Below are 15184 nucleotides of genomic sequence, written 5' to 3'. Positions count from 1 at the left end.
CCGATTTTCGCCTTGATGGCGGACTTTGGGACGGGCCGTAAAACGCCTGGAACTGACTGTCATGCGCCTGCTACTGAAATCCATGATTGCCGCCGGACTCCTGGTCTCGGCGGTTCCCGCCGGTCACGCCGTACCTCTCCTGGAGCCTACGCTTCGCCTCAAACCCCACGAGGATGCCGCCACGCCACCACGCGTGGCGCTGACGCTTGATGCCTGCGGTGGCAAGACCGACAACCGCATCCTCTCCGCGCTGGTCGAGAACCGCATTCCGGCGACGATCTTCGTCACCGGCATTTGGCTCAAGCGCAACGCCGAGGCGCTCGAGATCATGAAGGCGCACCCCGACCTGTTCGAGCTCGAGAACCATGGCGGCCATCACGTTCCGGCCGTCGATACGCCGCGCAAGATCTATGGCATCAGCACAGCCGGCAGCCCGGACGCAGTGGCGGCCGAGGTCGAGGACGGTGCAGCGGCACTTGCCAAGAACGGCCAGCCGGCTCCGAAATGGTTTCGCGGCGCCACCGCGCTGTACAGCCCTTCGGCTATCGCGCTGATCCGCAAGCTCGGCTTCAAGATCGCGGGCTACTCGATCAATGGTGACGGCGGTTCGCTGCTGAGCGCCAAGGAGACCGCACGGCGCGTCGCTGCTGCGAAGGACGGCGACGTCATCATCGCCCACATCAACCAGCCGACCCATGCGGCCGGCGAGGGCCTGGCGAAGGGGCTGATGGAGCTCAAGGCCAAGGGCGTCAATTTCGTGCGGCTCGACGATGCCGACGGCGAGGGAACCGACGACACCACTGATTGAGCGGGTATACCGCTATTCGGGCCAGTGGGAATCGAGGTTCTTCGAAACAGCAGGCGTCACGGCTATCGAGACTTTCTGCGGGTAGAAGGCGCCGTAGTTTCGGATGAGCCTCATTTCCTCATAAGGCTCCTCATATGCCCACATGACGTCCTTCTCGGCATCCCCGGACGCCGTCACGTTCCAGTGGGATGCGTCGCCCTTGTAGGGGCAATGCGTGCGTGTATCGCTGCGCGTCAGGAACTCGAAATAGATATCCTCGAAGGGCACGTAATAGACGGGCTCGTGGCCCTCCTCGCGCACCACCCGGGCTGCGGTCGTGGAGGCCAGGACCGCGTCGGCGAAGGTGACGACGACGGTGCCGCTAAAGCGCCTGGCGGTGAGATGATATTGCGGGTTGCGCCGAAAACCGGGCGAGGAAAGGACTTCTGTTGCCATGCGAAGCTCCTACGGATCGCTGAAAACGTCCATGCCCGAGCTTACGTTCCTGGCTTCGTTTCCACAAATCCGTGAAGGCGCTCCGCCTCGTCGCTGAGGAAGCGTGCGCTTATGCCGATCCGATGAAGCGCCTGTCAGGCGGCGGTCGAAAAAGCGTCCGCGAGATGGGCGTAGGCAGCCGCGATGCCGGCAATGGGGCTCTTGCTCTTGGCCGTGGTTTCCACACTGAGATGGCCGCCGGCGATCGGCATGGTCAGGATCAGGAACTGGCGGCTTTCGCCCTGGCCGACGAAGGCCGCTGCCGCGTGGTGCGGCTCCTTTGCCTGGTCGACCCGCATCTTGAACAGAAGCGTGCCGCCTACGGCGCCCAATGCCCCGCTCACGACCTCTTCGAAAGCCTGGTCGGAAACCGGCTCGCCATTGGTAGGCAGCTCGACGGTGTTTTCGGAGGCAACTTCGGCTTCGCCGTTCTCGACGGGTTTCTCGCTCATGTCGAACCCCTGTCCCTTGTCTATACGCCCGCCCGGCTGGAACATTGGCAGCGACAGTGGCCGCAATATGGCGGCAGCCCGGGCTTTTCTAACCAATTAGGCTAAGCGCTGGGGTAGTGCTGGACAATCCGTCCTTTCGTTCCAACAATGCCGAAAACAACATACGACAAAGGGAGGAACGGAATGCTCGGATTGATGCAGGAATGGCCGCTGCTCTGTCACAAGATACTCGACCACGCCGGAACCCAGCACCCGCATCGTGAGATCGTCTCGCGTTCCGTCGAGGGGCCGATCGTTCGCACGACCTATGGCGAATTGCGCGGCCGCGCGCTGAAGGTGGCGCAGCGCCTGGAAAGGGAGGGCTACGAGCGCGGCGACCGCATCGCCACGCTGGCCTGGAACACCGCGCGCCACATCGAGGCCTGGTATGGCATCATGGGCATGGGCGCGGTCTACCACACGCTCAATCCGCGCCTGTTTCCCGAGCAGATCGTCTGGATCATGAACCATGCCGAGGACAGGGCGCTGTTCGTCGACCTGACCTTCCTGCCGTTGGTGGAAAAGATCGCAGCATCGGTTCCGACGCTTTGGCAGGTCATCGTCATGACGGATGCGGCGCATATGCCGCTAACCTCGCTGTCCAATGCGGTGCCCTATGAGGAGTGGCTGGGTGAAGCCGATGGCGACTTCCGCTGGGTGGCGCTCGATGAAAACGCGGCGGCCGGCATGTGCTACACCTCGGGAACCACCGGGGAGCCGAAGGGCGTCGTCTACAGTCACCGCTCGAACGTGCTGCACGCGATGATGGCTTGCATGCCCGATGCGATGGGCATTTCCACGCGGGACGTCGTCCTGCCGGTCGTGCCGATGTTCCATGCCAATGCCTGGGGCCTGGCCCAGAGCGCGCCGATGATCGGCGCCAAGCTGGTGATGCCGGGCGGGCGCATGGATGGCGCCTCGATCTATGAACTCCTTGATACCGAGAAAGTCAGCTTCACGGCCGCCGTGCCGACCGTATGGCTGATGCTGCTGCAGCATCTGGAGGAGACCGGCAAGAAGCTGCCCTATCTCAAGAAGGTCGTCATCGGCGGTTCCGCCTGCCCGCGCATAATGGCAAAGAAATTCCAGGACAATTACGACGTGGAGGTCGTCCATGCCTGGGGCATGACCGAGATGTCGCCGCTCGGCAGCCTCTGCACGATGAAGCCGGAATATGCCCGGCTCGAAGGCGAGACGCGGCTCGACATCGAGGAGAAGCAGGGCCATGCGCCCTTCGGCGTCGAGATGATCGTCACCGACGACAACGACCGGCCGCAGCCTTGGGACGGCAAGACGTTCGGCCGACTGAAGGTGAGGGGGCCTGCGGTGGCGCGCGCCTACTACGGCGGAGCGGGCAAGGAGCAGTTCGACGAGGAAGGCTGGTTCGACACGGGTGACGTCGCCCATATCGACCCGAACGGCTACATGCAGATCACCGACCGGGCCAAGGACGTGATCAAATCGGGCGGCGAGTGGATCTCCACCATCGAGCTCGAAAACCTCGCGGTCGGCCATCCGGATGTCGCCGAGGCTGCCGTCATCGGCGTGCGGCACTCCAAATGGGACGAGCGGCCGTTGCTGGTGGTGGTGCGCAAGCAGGGCCGGGAGCCGGGCAAGGCGGATATCCTTGGCTTCATGAAGGACAAGGTCCCCAAGTGGTGGCTGCCTGACGACGTGGCTTTCGTCGACGAAATACCGCATACGGCGACCGGCAAGATCCAGAAGAGCACTTTGCGCAAGCAGTTCAGCGACTATCGGCTTCCGACCGATGAGGCGGAGAGGCTGCCGGACAGGGAGACGCTCTAGCCGAGGAGAAGAAGGTCGCCCCAACATCCGAAATTTCCTCTTCCCCGTCGGGGAGAGGTCGTCCGAGCGAAGCGGGGGACGGATGTGGAGGACGGACGACCACCTTCGGACGACATCACGGTCTATCTACTTGATTGTACCGCCTTTGTGCGAGGTCAGGTGATACCACCTCGCGCCAAAATGCTCTAAGTAGTCGGGGATTGCGGAACCGACGGTAGGCGACATGGTGGCATATCTGGAGGAACGGACGTCGAAGAGCGCGATTTGGTCGTGGCGTCTGGCGTCCTTTTCAGCGGTGCTGTTCATCGTAGCCGGGCTCGGCCACCGCTATGCTTTCCTTGAGACGGTGCCCTTTCTCTGGGTGCTCGCGATAGTTGCTGTGCTTGCGGCCATCGCTCTGCTGCTGGCGGCCTTCGCCTTTCCTTCGGTGTGGAACGACGGCTATCTCGGCGGCAACGACATGACCCGTGGCGCGATCGTCGCCGTGCTCGTGCTGGTGCCGTTCCTGTTGTCGGGCTATCGCGCCTACAGTCACCCCGAACTGAACGATATTTCCACGGACCTCGACGATCCGCCTGAACTGACGATGGCGTTGAAGATGCGCACCCCAAGCATGAACCCGGTGGAAGCCCCGTCGCCGGCGCAGCGCAAGCTGCAGCAGGAGAAATATCCGGACGTTACCGGCAGGCGATACGACCTCTCGCTCGACCGTACGCTGGCGGCGGTCGAAGCCGTCCTGTCCCACACCGACTGGAAGCTTTTCGGCCCGACCCATCATCCCGAAGAGGAAGTGATAACCATCGACGCGCTGGCCTACACCACCTTGCTGGACTTTCCGGTGGACGTGGCGATACGGATCGTCGATGAGGGCGACACGACCTATGTCGACATGCGCTCGGCCTCTCGCTACGGCCGGCACGACCTTGGCGACAATGCCGCCCGCATCGCGCAGTTCATGAACGACCTCGATGCGGAGGTCGGCAGCGAGACGGGTCAGAAGCCGCTGCCCGACGCCGAGTGAGCTGACTAACCCAGTCTAGTGGGCGGGAGAAAAACGGCCGTCGATGGAAACCTCGCCGTCTGTGGTGACCGCCCCGCGGCCGACGAGGTCTTCGAGATGGGCGAGAACTGAAAGGCCGGCAGCGCCATGCAGGCGCGGATCGGTGTCGCGGTAGATTGCGGCGACCATTTCGCGGACCGTCCGGTCACCCGTCTTCACCCTTTCCAAGATGGCGCGCTCGCGCATCTTCCTGTGGGCCTTGAGGCCGCGCAGGAATGAGCGCGGCTTGGTCACGGCTCCGCCATGGCCGGGCAGGAACAGCCTGTCGTCCCGCTCCAGAAGCCGGTCTAGCGAATCCATATAGTCGCTCATGGCGCCGTCCGGCGGAGCGACGATGGATGTTGCCCAGGCCATGACGTGATCGGCCGAGAACAGGATGCCCGTGCCCTCGAGCCCGAAGGCCGCATGGTTGGCGGCGTGGCCGGGCGTCAGAACGGTGCTGATGCGCCAGCCGTCGCCTTCGACGACATCGCCATCCTTCAATGCAAGATCGGGTTTGAAATCCATGTCGGCGCTGGCGTCGAGCGGGTTGATCTCGCCGATCCGCAATGGGCGGGCCGGACGGTGTGGCCCTTCCGCAGCGACGATGGCGCCGGTTTCCTGCGCGAGTCGGGCGGCAAGGGGAGAGTGGTCTCTATGCGTATGGCTGACGAAGATGTGGCTGACGGGGCGCCCTGCGATTGCCTTGACCAGCGCCTGGAATTGCGCCTCGTCCTCGGGGCCGGGATCGATTACCGCCAGTGTGTCCCGCCCGACGATGTAGCTGTTGGTGCCGTGGAAGGTGAAGGCGCTCGGATTGTTCACCGTCAGCCGGGCAATGCCCTTTGCCACGGGGACGGATTCGCCATAGGCGGGCTCGAACTTCGTGTCGAATTCAATGGACATCGTCGAAACTGCCTAGCCTTCGGTGCGAAACCGCTAAAATTGTTTGCCGCTTAGCATGACAGCCAATATAGGCAAACCCGGCCGGCGATGATCGGCCAACCTCGATTGAAATGGGGACCACCATGGCAAATTCAATTTCCGCCCGCCCGCTCGTTTCGCTGGCGCTGCCCGAGAGCGGCACCGCGCGGCTGGCCACGCAAATTTTCCTCGCCGTTTCCGGCACTCTACTGCTCACGCTGTCCGCCAAGACCAAGGTCGTGCTCGGACCGGTCGACATGTCGCTGCAGACGCTGGCGATCTTCATGATCTCGGCCGCCTTCGGCATGCGCCTGGCAGTGGCGACGCTGCTTCTTTACATGGCGCAGGGCGCGATGGGCTTCCCGGTGTTCCAGAGCACGCCCGAGAAGGGCATCGGCATCGCCTATATGCTCGGCTCGACCGGCGGCTACCTGGCCGGCTTCGTCGCTATGGCCGCAATCGTCGGCTGGGCGGCTGACCGCGGCTGGGACCGCAGCCCGGTCAAGATGTTCGGCGCCGTGCTGACCGCCGAAGTCGTCATGATGGCCATGGGCTTTGCCTGGCTCGCCGCACTGATCGGCGTCGAGAAGTCGTGGCAGTTCGGCGTCGTGCCCTTCATCGTTCCCGACCTGATCAAGGTTGCGCTGGCCTCGACGCTGGCCCCGGCCATCTGGGCGCTGCTGCCCAAGCGCTGATCGGAAGCCATTCCGAAAGACAAGCCGCGAACCTCGGTTCGCGGCTTTTTTGTTTTTGGGGAGGAGGCTTCGGAAGAGCCGGCTCAAGCTCCCATGAGCACGCGGATCGCAGCCCGGAAAATCGAGTGCTGCCTATCGGCGAAACAAGTTTCCAAAGAAGTGCCCGGCAGCGCACGCTGCGATCGGCAATCCCGGCAAAATTGGTAGCGGGCTCCTTGAGAGGAAGGCCCCTGGCGACGAAAATCGCAGAAACTCAAGACGTTGCCGTCGTCACTTTCCGTTTCTCCGAAGGCGTTCCATGCTTGCCAGGCTGTCCCATCTCGACCGGCTCGAAGCCGAGGCAATACATATTTTTCGTGAGGTGGCAGCGACCTTCAGCAAACCGGTGATGCTCTATTCGGTCGGCAAGGATTCGTCCGTACTGCTGCATCTTGCGATGAAGGCCTTTTATCCGGCCAAGCCACCGTTTCCGTTCCTGCACGTCGATACGACATGGAAGTTCCGCGAGATGATCGAGTTTCGCGACGCCATGGCCGAACGGCTGGGCTTCGACCTTCTGGTACATATCAATGAAGACGGCGTGCGCGAGGGCATCAACCCCTTCGACCACGGCTCGAACACGCACACCCACATCATGAAGACGGTGGGCCTGCGGCAGGCGCTCGACAAATACGGTTTTGATGCGGCTTTCGGCGGTGCGCGCCGCGACGAAGAAAAGTCGCGCGCCAAGGAGCGCATCTTCTCCTTCCGCAATTCGAGCCACGCCTGGGACCCGAAGAACCAGCGGCCGGAGATGTGGAAGATCTTCAACACGCGCGTGGCGCCGGGCGAGTCGATCCGCGTCTTCCCGCTCTCCAATTGGACCGAACTCGATATCTGGCAGTACATCCTGCAGGAAGATATCCCCATCGTGCCGCTCTATTTCGCCAAGGAGCGCCCGGTGGTCGAGCGCGACGGCATGCTCATCCTGCGCGATGACGATCGCATGAAGCTCAAGCCCGGCGAGGTGGTGGAAAACCGGCTGGTGCGCTTCAGGACGCTGGGCTGCTACCCGCTGACGGGCGCCATCGAATCCGACGCCACCGACCTGCAGGGCATCGTCAGCGAGATGCTGATTGCGCGCACCTCCGAGCGGCAGGGCCGCCTGATCGACCGCGACGAAGCGGGCTCCATGGAAAAGAAGAAGCGCGAGGGATATTTCTGATCATGCGTCCCCTCCTTGCAGAAGACCTCGCGGTCGTCGAAACCGTTGAAGACTATCTCGCCGCGCAGGAGCAGAAGTCGCTGCTGCGCTTTCTGACCTGCGGTTCGGTGGATGACGGCAAGTCGACCCTGATCGGCCGGCTGCTTTCCGACGCCAAGCAGATCTTCGAGGATCAGCTTGCCGCGCTCGAGCGGGATTCGCGCAAGCATGGCACCACGGGCGACGACATCGACTTCGCGCTTCTGGTCGACGGGCTGGAGGCCGAGCGCGAGCAGGGCATTACCATCGATGTCGCCTACCGCTTTTTCGCTACGTCCAAGCGCAAGTTCATCGTCGCCGACACGCCGGGCCATGAGCAATACACGCGCAATATGGCGACCGGCGCCTCCACGGCAGACCTTGCCATCGTGCTGATCGACGCGCGCCAGGGCGTGCTGCGCCAGACCCGCCGCCACTCCATCATCGCCTCGCTGCTCGGCATCCGCCACATTGTGCTTGCGGTGAACAAGATCGATCTCATTGGCTTCGACCGCACGGTTTATGAGCGCATCGTTGTCGACTACGCGGCCTTCTCGAAGGACCTCGGCTTTGCCTCGGTCGTCGCGATCCCGATGTCGGCGCGCTATGGCGACAATGTCATGCGCAAGTCGGAGAAGACCGCATGGTATTCCGGGCCGACCCTGATCGAGCATCTCGAAACGGTCGATGTCGAACAGGATGCAACGGAAAAACCGTTCCGCTTCCCGGTCCAATATGTGAACCGGCCCAATCTCGACTTCCGCGGCTTTGCCGGAACCGTTGCGTCGGGCTCCATCGCCCAGGGCGACGAGGTGGTGGTTGCCAAGTCGGGCAAGGCGTCAAAGGTCAAGCGTATCGTCGCCCATGGCGGCGACTTGCAGCAGGCTGCCGAGGGACAGGCGGTCACGCTGGTGCTGGAAGACGAGGTCGAGGTGTCGCGCGGCAACCTGCTGGTCTCGCCCAAGGCGCGACCGCACGTCACCGACCAGTTCGAGGCCAACATCGTCTGGTTCGATGACAAGCCGTTGCTGCCCGGCCGTTCCTATATTCTGCGCACCGAGACGGACCAGGCCAGCGCCACCGTTACCGAACTCAAATATCGACTCGACATCAACGACTTCGGCCACGCGGCTGCGAAATCGCTTGAGATGAATGAAGTCGGCTTCTGCACGATTTCCACGCAATCGCCGCTGGCTTTCGATCCCTTCGCCGACAACCGCGCCACCGGCGCCTTCATTCTCATCGACCGCCTGACCAATGCGACGGTCGGCGCCGGCATGATCCAGCACGCGCTGCGCCGGGCCGACAACATCCACTGGCAATCGCTGGACGTGACCAAGGAAGCGCGCGCCACCGCCAAGCAGCAGAAGCCGGCCGTGCTGTGGTTCACCGGCCTTTCGGGCTCGGGCAAGTCGACCATCGCCAATCTTCTGGAAAAGAAGCTGCATGCCAGCGGTCGCCACACCTATATTCTGGATGGCGACAACATCCGCCACGGGCTGAACCGGGACCTCGGCTTCTCCGAGGCCGACCGGGTTGAGAACATCCGCCGCGTGGCGGAAGTGGCGCGGCTGATGGCCGATGCGGGGCTGATCGTACTGGTGTCGTTCATCTCGCCCTTCCGGGCCGAGCGCCGGATGGCGCGCGAGCTGATGGGGCCGGGCGAGTTCGTCGAAGTGTTCGTCGATACGTCCTTCGAGGAATGCGCTGCCCGCGATCCCAAGGGGCTTTACGCACGTGCCCTCAAGGGCGAGATCAAGAACTTCACCGGCGTGGATTCACCCTATGAGGCACCGGAAAACCCTGAATTGCACCTTCAAACGCTCGGCAGGACGCCTGAAGAGATGGTAGAGGTTCTCGAAGGCTGGTTACGTGAGCGCGACATTGCAGATCAACAATACGACGACGGCGGCGGTATCTGACGACGAGGGGATGCTCGCCGTCTTCGAGCAACTTGCGCTCGAGGCCGGCCGGGTGATCATGGAAATCTTCCATTGCAAGGTTTCGGTGGAGCACAAGGCCGACCTCTCGCCGGTGACGGAGGCCGACCGTGCAAGCGAGAGGCTGATCCTGGAAGGGCTGCGCGCGGCCTTCCCGGGCATTCCCTGCGTGGCCGAGGAGGAAACGGCAGCCGGCATCGAAGCCCCGGCGCTAGGACAAAAATTCTTCCTCGTCGATCCGCTGGACGGCACCAAGGAATTCGTGGGCGGCAAGAGCGATTTCACCGTCAACATTGCTCTGATACGCGATGGCGTGCCCGAGGTCGGCGTCGTCTATGCGCCCTGTAGCGGGCGGTTCTTCTCCGCGCGGCCCGGCCACGCCGAGGCGATCGCGCTCGACGACAAGCTGAACATTGTCGGTCGGCATCGGATATCGGTGCGGGAAGGGCAGGTGCCGCTTACGATCGTCGCCAGCCGTTCGCACCGCACGCCGGAGACGGACGCCTATATCCGGCAGATCGAAGCCGCCGAAATCGTCTCGGTCGGATCATCGCTGAAATTTTGTCTGGTCGCCGAGGGCTCAGCGGATGTCTATCCGCGTTTCGGGCGCACGATGGAATGGGACACGGCGGCGGGTGACGCGGTGCTGCGCGCTGCCGGCGGCAGCACCACGACGATCGATGGCAAGCCGCTTGTCTATGGCAAGCGAAACCAGCCGGATGACGCAGACTTCGCCAATCCGTCATTCGTCGCGACGGGCCGGGTTTCCGGCGCGCCCAGGTTTTAGGCAACTCTTCAGGGCAAACAAAAATCGCGCACCGTTTCCAGCGCGCGGTTCTTTTTGATGGATCGGCGCGAAGCCCTTATTCGGCGGCCTGGGCCGTCTTCGAGGCAAGAAAATCGCTGATCGCGTTGACGATGCGATCCTGGTCCTCGGCCGTCAGATAGGCATGCATCGGCAGGCACAGGATGCGCTCGGGCAGGCCCTCCGAAACCGGCAGACCCTTGGGCGTGCGCGGATAGCTGTTGTAGGCGACCTGCTGGTGCAGCGGCTTCACGTAGTAGATCACCGACGGAATGCCGAGCGACTGCAGGTGAGCCTTGAGCTCGTCGCGATGGGGCGTCTCGATGGCATACTGCGCCCAGGCAGAACGGTGGCCTTCCGGCACATGCGCAACCTTGACGACATTGTGCAGGCCGTCGCGATAGCGCTGCGCCACCTTCTGGCGCGCGATCATCTCGTCCTCGAGGATCGCCAGCTTTTCGATCAGGATCGCCGCCTGCAGCGTGTCGAGGCGCGAGTTCAGGCCGACATGGACGTTGTCGTACTGGGTCTCGCCCTTGCCGTGGAAGGCGAAGGAGCGCAGGCGCGCGGCCAGCTCGTCGTCATTGGTGAACATCGCGCCGCCGTCGCCGTAGCAGCCGAGCGGCTTGGCCGGGTAGAAGCTGGTCGAGGCGACGTGCCCGTAAGCGCCGCACATCTTGCCGTGAGCCTTGCCGCCGATCGCCTGAGCGGCGTCTTCGATGACAAGCAGGTTTTCGCGGGCGGCGATTTCGGCAATGGCGTCGTAGTCGGCGGAGAGGCCGAACAGGTCGACCGGGATGATCGCGCGCGGCTTCAGCCGTCCCTCGGCCTTGATCATGGCGATCGCGGCTTCGAGGCTGTCGATGTCGATATTGTAGGTTTCGGGATCGACGTCGACGAAAACCGGCTCGGCCTTGGCCAGCGCCACCACTTCGGCGGTGGCGGCAAAGGTGAAGCTCGGCACGAACACGGCGTCACCCTGCCCAATGCCGGAAGCCATGAGCGGCAGCAGCAGCGCGTCGGTGCCGTTGGCGCAGGCCACGACATGCTTGACGCCGACATAGGCAGCCAGCTGCTTTTCGAATTCGGCGACGTCGGGGCCGAGGATGTACTTGCCTTCATTGACGACGCGGTCGATCGCCGCGCTCAGCTTGTCCCGGATTCTCTCGCGCTGCGCGCCCAGATCGATGAACTGCATCTCTGCTCCAAAGCCTTCATTTTCGCGGATATTGCGGAGGCTGATAGCAGAGTTGAACCGCACCCGAAAGATTTCTGGGCAGGCGCGGCCAGGTGTCGCGTTACCGAAAGTGATACAATCTGCGCGCGCAGTCGCACGATTTCCGCCATTTCAGCGCTCATCCGGTGATCGCTTCCAGAGGGCGCTCGCGCCTCAGAAATATAAAGTGATCGGCAAAATGCTGTGGAGAGCCGCGATGCCTCAGGCGATTTCGCGCCGCCAGGGCGGATTGGCGCCCGCGCGCGAGACCGTAATCGCCGCCGCGCGGTTGCCCAATGTCAGCGCCGCGTGGATCTGCGTTTCGGACAGCGCATCCAATCCCGCTTTGGTCAGCACGCCCTGATCATGCAGTGACGCGAGCAGGCCGGCGTTGAAGGTGTCACCGGCGCCGACTGTGTCGACCACCGTCACGCGCTGTGGCGTCGCCGAAACAGTGTGCCGCCCGGTATAGCCCGTGGCGCCCTCGGCGCCGCGCGTGACCACGACAAGCTTGGGGCCGGCATCGAGCCAGCTCCGAACGAAGCTTTCCTGATCGCCCGCGTGTCCGAACCAGGCAAGATCCTCGTCCGACAGCTTTACGATGTCGGCCATTGCGATCATGCGCTCGATGCGCGCGCGATGCTTGTCCTTGTCCTGAATGAAGCCGGGGCGGATGTTGGGATCGAGCATGGTGACGCGGCGGCCGTGCTCGCGCCGCATCAACGCCTCGTAAGCCGAACCCGAAGGCTCGGGGATCAGGCTGATGGCGCCGAACAGCATGGCCTCGATGTCGTCGCCAAGCGCTGGCAGGTCGGCCTCGCTCAGCATCCGGCCGGCGGTGTTCTCGTCGTAGAAGGTGTAGGTGGCGTGGCCGTTGGTCAGGCGCACGAAGGCGAGCGTGGTTGGCCGTTCGGAAACGCTGGCGTAGCGCGAGCCGACATTGCTGGAAGCCAATACATCGCGGATCTGCTGGCCGAACAAGTCGGAGGACAGGCCGGAGAAAAATTCGACCGGAACGCCAAGACGGCCAAGCGCGATAGCCGAGTTGAACACCGCGCCGCCGGCATAGGGCGCAAAGGCCGGCTCGCCCGCCGTGCTCTCGCGCGGCAGCATGTCGATAAGGGCTTCGCCGCAACACAGGATCATTTCTGTCGCTCGCTGATGGTCCGAGGCTTCGGATGGGGTTGGCTCGAATTCGAATAGTGCGGCAGCAAAGCTGTCGCAAGAAGTCGGGACATGCTCAGGCTCCCATCGGCAGGGCCGAGGCGATCAAAAAACGTTCTGAAAGCGGCAGGCTCGCGCCGCCAAGCGAACGCGCATCGATGCCGACCGTGCCCTCGCGGACTTCGGGCACCTGGATGCCGGCGACGTTGATGCGCGTGAGCGCAGTCGCAACGGCTTTGACTAGGCGCGCGCGCACCCCGGCCGGCATCCAGCCGTCGATCACCGCCGCTTCGAAATCGATCAGCGCCGAGGCGGAGACGATCGCGTAGCCAAGCGCCTCGGCGGAGGCGTCGATCCAGGCATCGAGGTCGGGGCCTATCTCGGCCCATTCCGTCGGCGAGTCCCACAGAAACGAGGTGTCGACGCCGCGTGCCAGCAGCTTCCTCTCCAGGAGCGCCAAGGAGGCGGCCTCGATGAGTTGTATCGGGCGACCGTTCGGGCCGGGAACGGGCATGGAGCCGAGCGCGCCAGCATTGCCGGTTCGCCCCGCAAACAGCGTACCGTTCAGCACGACGCCGCCGCCGGCGAAGGTGCCGATGTAGAAATAGATGAAGTCTCTCAAGCCCCCCGTCTGCCCGAAGACCAGTTCCGCGCCGCAGGCCGAGGTGGCGTCGTTCTGCAGATAGACCGGAAAGTCCTGGCGCGCCTGGATATCGGCGCGAATGTCGGCGCGGCGCCACTCGTCCATGATCTCGCGCGGCGCGCCAGCGGTGTCGGCCCAGTTCCAGAGCTCGAAGGGGATCGCGATGCCGAGCCCGGCGATGCGGCGGTCCTGCTCGGGGGAGAGACCGGCGCGAATGCTGGCGATGCTGTCGAGTGCAAACCGGGTCGTCTCACGCGGTGTCGGATGGCGATAGGACAGTTTGCGCATTGACCGAATGTTGCCGAGGAAGTCGATGAGCACCACGTCTGCGCTGCGCCTGCCGATCTTCAGGCCGAAGAAATAGGCGCCTTCCGGGTTGAGCGCCATCGGCACCGACGGCTGGCCTACCTTGCCACGCACGGGCTTCTGCCTCACGAGAAGGCCGTCCTCCTCCAGCTTGCGCATGATGACGGACACCGTCTGGATGGAAAGCTGGGACATTCGTGCAATGTCGGTCTTGGCCAGGCTGCCGTGGCGGCGCAGCAGCGAGAGCACGAGCCGCTCATTGTGGTCACGCATGCCGCTCTGGTTTGTGCCGCGGGGAAAGCTGACTTCTTCCGTTCCGGTCTGAGGGGACCGGACATCACCGACTTCCACGGAAAATCCTCCTGAAATCCAGGGCGGATAATGCGCCAGTTGGCGGCATGGGTCAATAATAATTCAGAGTGATTTAATTATTGACAGCATGGGGGTGCTGGTATTTGCTGATTGGAGACGTCGAAGGCGGGAGAGAGGTGCCTCGATGTCGGTGGGATTTCGATCCATCGAGCCCGTTTCAAAGGGAGGAACACCGTGAGCTACAGAACTGTCCTGAAGTCCACCGTCTGCGGTGCTGCCGCAGCCGTGCTTATGAGTTTTGCTTCGTCCGCTTCCGCCGCCGACATCGGCGCCTGTCTGATCACCAAGACCGATACGAACCCCTTCTTCGTCAAGATGAAGGAAGGTGCCGTCGCCAAGGCCAAGGAGCTCGGCGTCAACCTGAAGACCTATGCCGGCAAGATAGACGGCGACTCCGAAAGCCAGGTCGCGGCGATCGAAACCTGCATCGCCGATGGCGCCAAGGGCATCCTGCTGACGGCTTCCGACACGGCCGGCATCGTGCCGGCGGTGAAGAAGGCGCGCGATGCGGGCATCCTGGTCATAGCGCTCGACACGCCGCTCGAGCCGGCCGACTCCGCTGACGCCACCTTCGCCACCGACAATCTGCTCGCCGGCAAGCTGATCGGCCAGTGGGCGGCAGAAACCCTCGGCGACAAGGTCAAGGACGCCAAGGTGGCCTTCCTCGACCTGACGCCGTCGCAGCCGACGGTCGACGTGCTGCGCGACCAGGGCTTTATGATCGGCTTCGGCATCGATCCGAAGGACCCGAACAAGATCGGCGACGAGGATGATCCGCGCATCGTCGGCCATGACGTGACGAACGGCAACGAGGAAGGCGGCCGCAAGGCCATGGAGAACCTTCTGCAGAAGGATCCGGGCATCAACGTCGTCCACACGATCAACGAACCGGCTGCTGCCGGCGCCTATGAGGCGCTGAAGGCCGTGGGCATGGAAAAGAACGTGCTGATCGTTTCCGTCGACGGCGGCTGCCCGGGCGTCAAGAATGTCGAGGCCGGCGTCATCGGCGCGACCTCGCAGCAGTACCCGCTGCTGATGGCGGCGCTCGGCATCGAGGCGATCAAGAAGTTTGCCGACACCGGCGAGAAGCCCAAGCCGACCGAAGGCAAGACCTTCTTCGACACCGGCGTGTCGCTCGTCACTGCCAAGCCAGTGAAGGGTCTCGAGTCCATCGACGTAAAGACCGGCCTGGCCAAGTGCTGGGGCTGATCTAGCCCGATCCGATCGGACAGTCTCCGATACGTGAGGGGCGGATTTTTCGCCCTTCACCCATGCACAT

The 15184-nt window shown here is 63.3% G+C and carries 14 protein-coding genes; 8 read left to right on the top strand and 6 right to left on the bottom strand.

Annotated features, from left to right (window positions below):
• The first annotated feature begins 61 nt into the window (after positions 1 to 61).
• A complete protein-coding gene (locus tag M2281_RS03605; protein ID WP_280819727.1) occupies positions 62 to 808 on the top strand; it encodes a polysaccharide deacetylase family protein in 747 nt (248 codons plus the stop codon).
• A 12-nt stretch (positions 809 to 820) separates the two neighbouring features.
• On the opposite strand, the gene M2281_RS03600 is transcribed toward M2281_RS03605, so the two are convergent.
• Positions 821 to 1243: a DUF427 domain-containing protein gene (locus M2281_RS03600; protein ID WP_280819726.1), complete on the bottom strand. Its 423-nt coding sequence runs from the start codon at positions 1241 to 1243 to the stop codon at positions 821 to 823.
• Between the two features lie 134 nt (positions 1244 to 1377).
• Positions 1378 to 1734 carry a hypothetical protein gene (locus M2281_RS03595; RefSeq protein WP_280819725.1) on the bottom strand — a complete coding sequence of 119 codons (357 nt, stop codon included), beginning with the start codon at positions 1732 to 1734 and terminating at the stop codon, positions 1378 to 1380.
• Positions 1735 to 1917: 183 nt separating this feature from the next.
• On the opposite strand from M2281_RS03595, the gene M2281_RS03590 reads away from it, so the two are divergent.
• Entirely contained in the window at positions 1918 to 3579 is a 1662-nt protein-coding gene (locus M2281_RS03590; protein WP_280819724.1) for a long-chain-fatty-acid--CoA ligase, read from the top strand.
• 223 nt (positions 3580 to 3802) lie between these two features.
• On the top strand, positions 3803 to 4600 hold the full coding sequence (locus M2281_RS03585; RefSeq protein WP_280819723.1) for a DUF1499 domain-containing protein: 798 nt from the start codon (positions 3803 to 3805) through the stop codon (positions 4598 to 4600).
• A 15-nt stretch (positions 4601 to 4615) separates the two neighbouring features.
• On the opposite strand, the gene M2281_RS03580 is transcribed toward M2281_RS03585, so the two are convergent.
• Positions 4616 to 5524 (bottom strand): MBL fold metallo-hydrolase, encoded by a 909-nt coding sequence (locus tag M2281_RS03580; protein ID WP_280819722.1) that lies wholly within the window; start codon positions 5522 to 5524, stop codon positions 4616 to 4618.
• Positions 5525 to 5646: 122 nt separating this feature from the next.
• Here M2281_RS03580 and M2281_RS03575 point away from each other — a divergent pair, with 122 nt between their 5' ends.
• From M2281_RS03575 to cysQ, 4 genes are all read left to right on the top strand, one after another.
• Positions 5647 to 6237, top strand: a complete 591-nt coding sequence (locus M2281_RS03575) for a biotin transporter BioY (protein ID WP_280819721.1) — start codon at positions 5647 to 5649, stop codon at positions 6235 to 6237.
• A 298-nt stretch (positions 6238 to 6535) separates the two neighbouring features.
• A complete protein-coding gene (gene cysD / locus M2281_RS03570; protein WP_280819720.1) occupies positions 6536 to 7441 on the top strand; it encodes a sulfate adenylyltransferase subunit CysD in 906 nt (301 codons plus the stop codon).
• Positions 7442 to 7443: 2 nt separating this feature from the next.
• Positions 7444 to 9381 (top strand): sulfate adenylyltransferase subunit CysN, encoded by a 1938-nt coding sequence (gene cysN, locus M2281_RS03565; protein WP_280819719.1) that lies wholly within the window; start codon positions 7444 to 7446, stop codon positions 9379 to 9381.
• Positions 9382 to 9391: 10 nt separating this feature from the next.
• On the top strand, positions 9392 to 10186 hold the full coding sequence (cysQ, locus tag M2281_RS03560) for a 3'(2'),5'-bisphosphate nucleotidase CysQ (RefSeq protein WP_280821100.1): 795 nt from the start codon (positions 9392 to 9394) through the stop codon (positions 10184 to 10186).
• 76 nt (positions 10187 to 10262) lie between these two features.
• Here cysQ and M2281_RS03555 read toward each other — a convergent pair whose 3' ends face one another.
• The 3 genes from M2281_RS03555 to M2281_RS03545 form a co-directional block, all read right to left on the bottom strand.
• Positions 10263 to 11402 carry a DegT/DnrJ/EryC1/StrS family aminotransferase gene (locus M2281_RS03555; protein WP_280819718.1) on the bottom strand — a complete coding sequence of 380 codons (1140 nt, stop codon included), beginning with the start codon at positions 11400 to 11402 and terminating at the stop codon, positions 10263 to 10265.
• Between the two features lie 240 nt (positions 11403 to 11642).
• A complete protein-coding gene (locus M2281_RS03550; protein WP_280819717.1) occupies positions 11643 to 12566 on the bottom strand; it encodes a carbohydrate kinase family protein in 924 nt (307 codons plus the stop codon).
• A 94-nt stretch (positions 12567 to 12660) separates the two neighbouring features.
• Positions 12661 to 13806, bottom strand: coding sequence for an ROK family transcriptional regulator (locus M2281_RS03545; RefSeq protein WP_280819716.1), 1146 nt, complete (start codon positions 13804 to 13806; stop codon positions 12661 to 12663).
• A gap of 330 nt (positions 13807 to 14136) precedes the next feature.
• Between M2281_RS03545 and M2281_RS03540 the strand changes: the two genes are divergently transcribed.
• A complete protein-coding gene (locus M2281_RS03540; RefSeq protein WP_280821099.1) occupies positions 14137 to 15114 on the top strand; it encodes a sugar ABC transporter substrate-binding protein in 978 nt (325 codons plus the stop codon).
• The last annotated feature ends 70 nt before the right edge of the window (positions 15115 to 15184 follow it).

It is taken from the genome of Pseudaminobacter soli (ex Li et al. 2025) (assembly GCF_029892515.1).
Classification (GTDB): Bacteria; Pseudomonadota; Alphaproteobacteria; order Rhizobiales; family Rhizobiaceae; genus Pseudaminobacter; species Pseudaminobacter soli_A.
This window is presented reverse-complemented; position numbering and strand designations above follow the sequence as displayed.

Excerpts from the sequence above, each read along its gene's own strand:
- M2281_RS03605 (WP_280819727.1), top strand. The coding sequence starts at position 62 with ATGCGCCTGCTACTGAAATCCATGATTGCCGCCGGACTCCTGGTCTCG.
- M2281_RS03600 (WP_280819726.1), bottom strand. The coding sequence starts at position 1,243 with ATGGCAACAGAAGTCCTTTCCTCGCCCGGTTTTCGGCGCAACCCGCAA.
- M2281_RS03595 (WP_280819725.1), bottom strand. The coding sequence starts at position 1,734 with ATGAGCGAGAAACCCGTCGAGAACGGCGAAGCCGAAGTTGCCTCCGAA.
- M2281_RS03590 (WP_280819724.1), top strand. The coding sequence starts at position 1,918 with ATGCTCGGATTGATGCAGGAATGGCCGCTGCTCTGTCACAAGATACTC.
- M2281_RS03585 (WP_280819723.1), top strand. The coding sequence starts at position 3,803 with ATGGTGGCATATCTGGAGGAACGGACGTCGAAGAGCGCGATTTGGTCG.
- M2281_RS03580 (WP_280819722.1), bottom strand. The coding sequence starts at position 5,524 with ATGTCCATTGAATTCGACACGAAGTTCGAGCCCGCCTATGGCGAATCC.
- M2281_RS03575 (WP_280819721.1), top strand. The coding sequence starts at position 5,647 with ATGGCAAATTCAATTTCCGCCCGCCCGCTCGTTTCGCTGGCGCTGCCC.
- cysD (WP_280819720.1), top strand. The coding sequence starts at position 6,536 with ATGCTTGCCAGGCTGTCCCATCTCGACCGGCTCGAAGCCGAGGCAATA.
- cysN (WP_280819719.1), top strand. The coding sequence starts at position 7,444 with ATGCGTCCCCTCCTTGCAGAAGACCTCGCGGTCGTCGAAACCGTTGAA.
- cysQ (WP_280821100.1), top strand. The coding sequence starts at position 9,392 with ATGCTCGCCGTCTTCGAGCAACTTGCGCTCGAGGCCGGCCGGGTGATC.
- M2281_RS03555 (WP_280819718.1), bottom strand. The coding sequence starts at position 11,402 with ATGCAGTTCATCGATCTGGGCGCGCAGCGCGAGAGAATCCGGGACAAG.
- M2281_RS03550 (WP_280819717.1), bottom strand. The coding sequence starts at position 12,566 with ATGATCCTGTGTTGCGGCGAAGCCCTTATCGACATGCTGCCGCGCGAG.
- M2281_RS03545 (WP_280819716.1), bottom strand. The coding sequence starts at position 13,806 with ATGCGTGACCACAATGAGCGGCTCGTGCTCTCGCTGCTGCGCCGCCAC.
- M2281_RS03540 (WP_280821099.1), top strand. The coding sequence starts at position 14,137 with ATGAGTTTTGCTTCGTCCGCTTCCGCCGCCGACATCGGCGCCTGTCTG.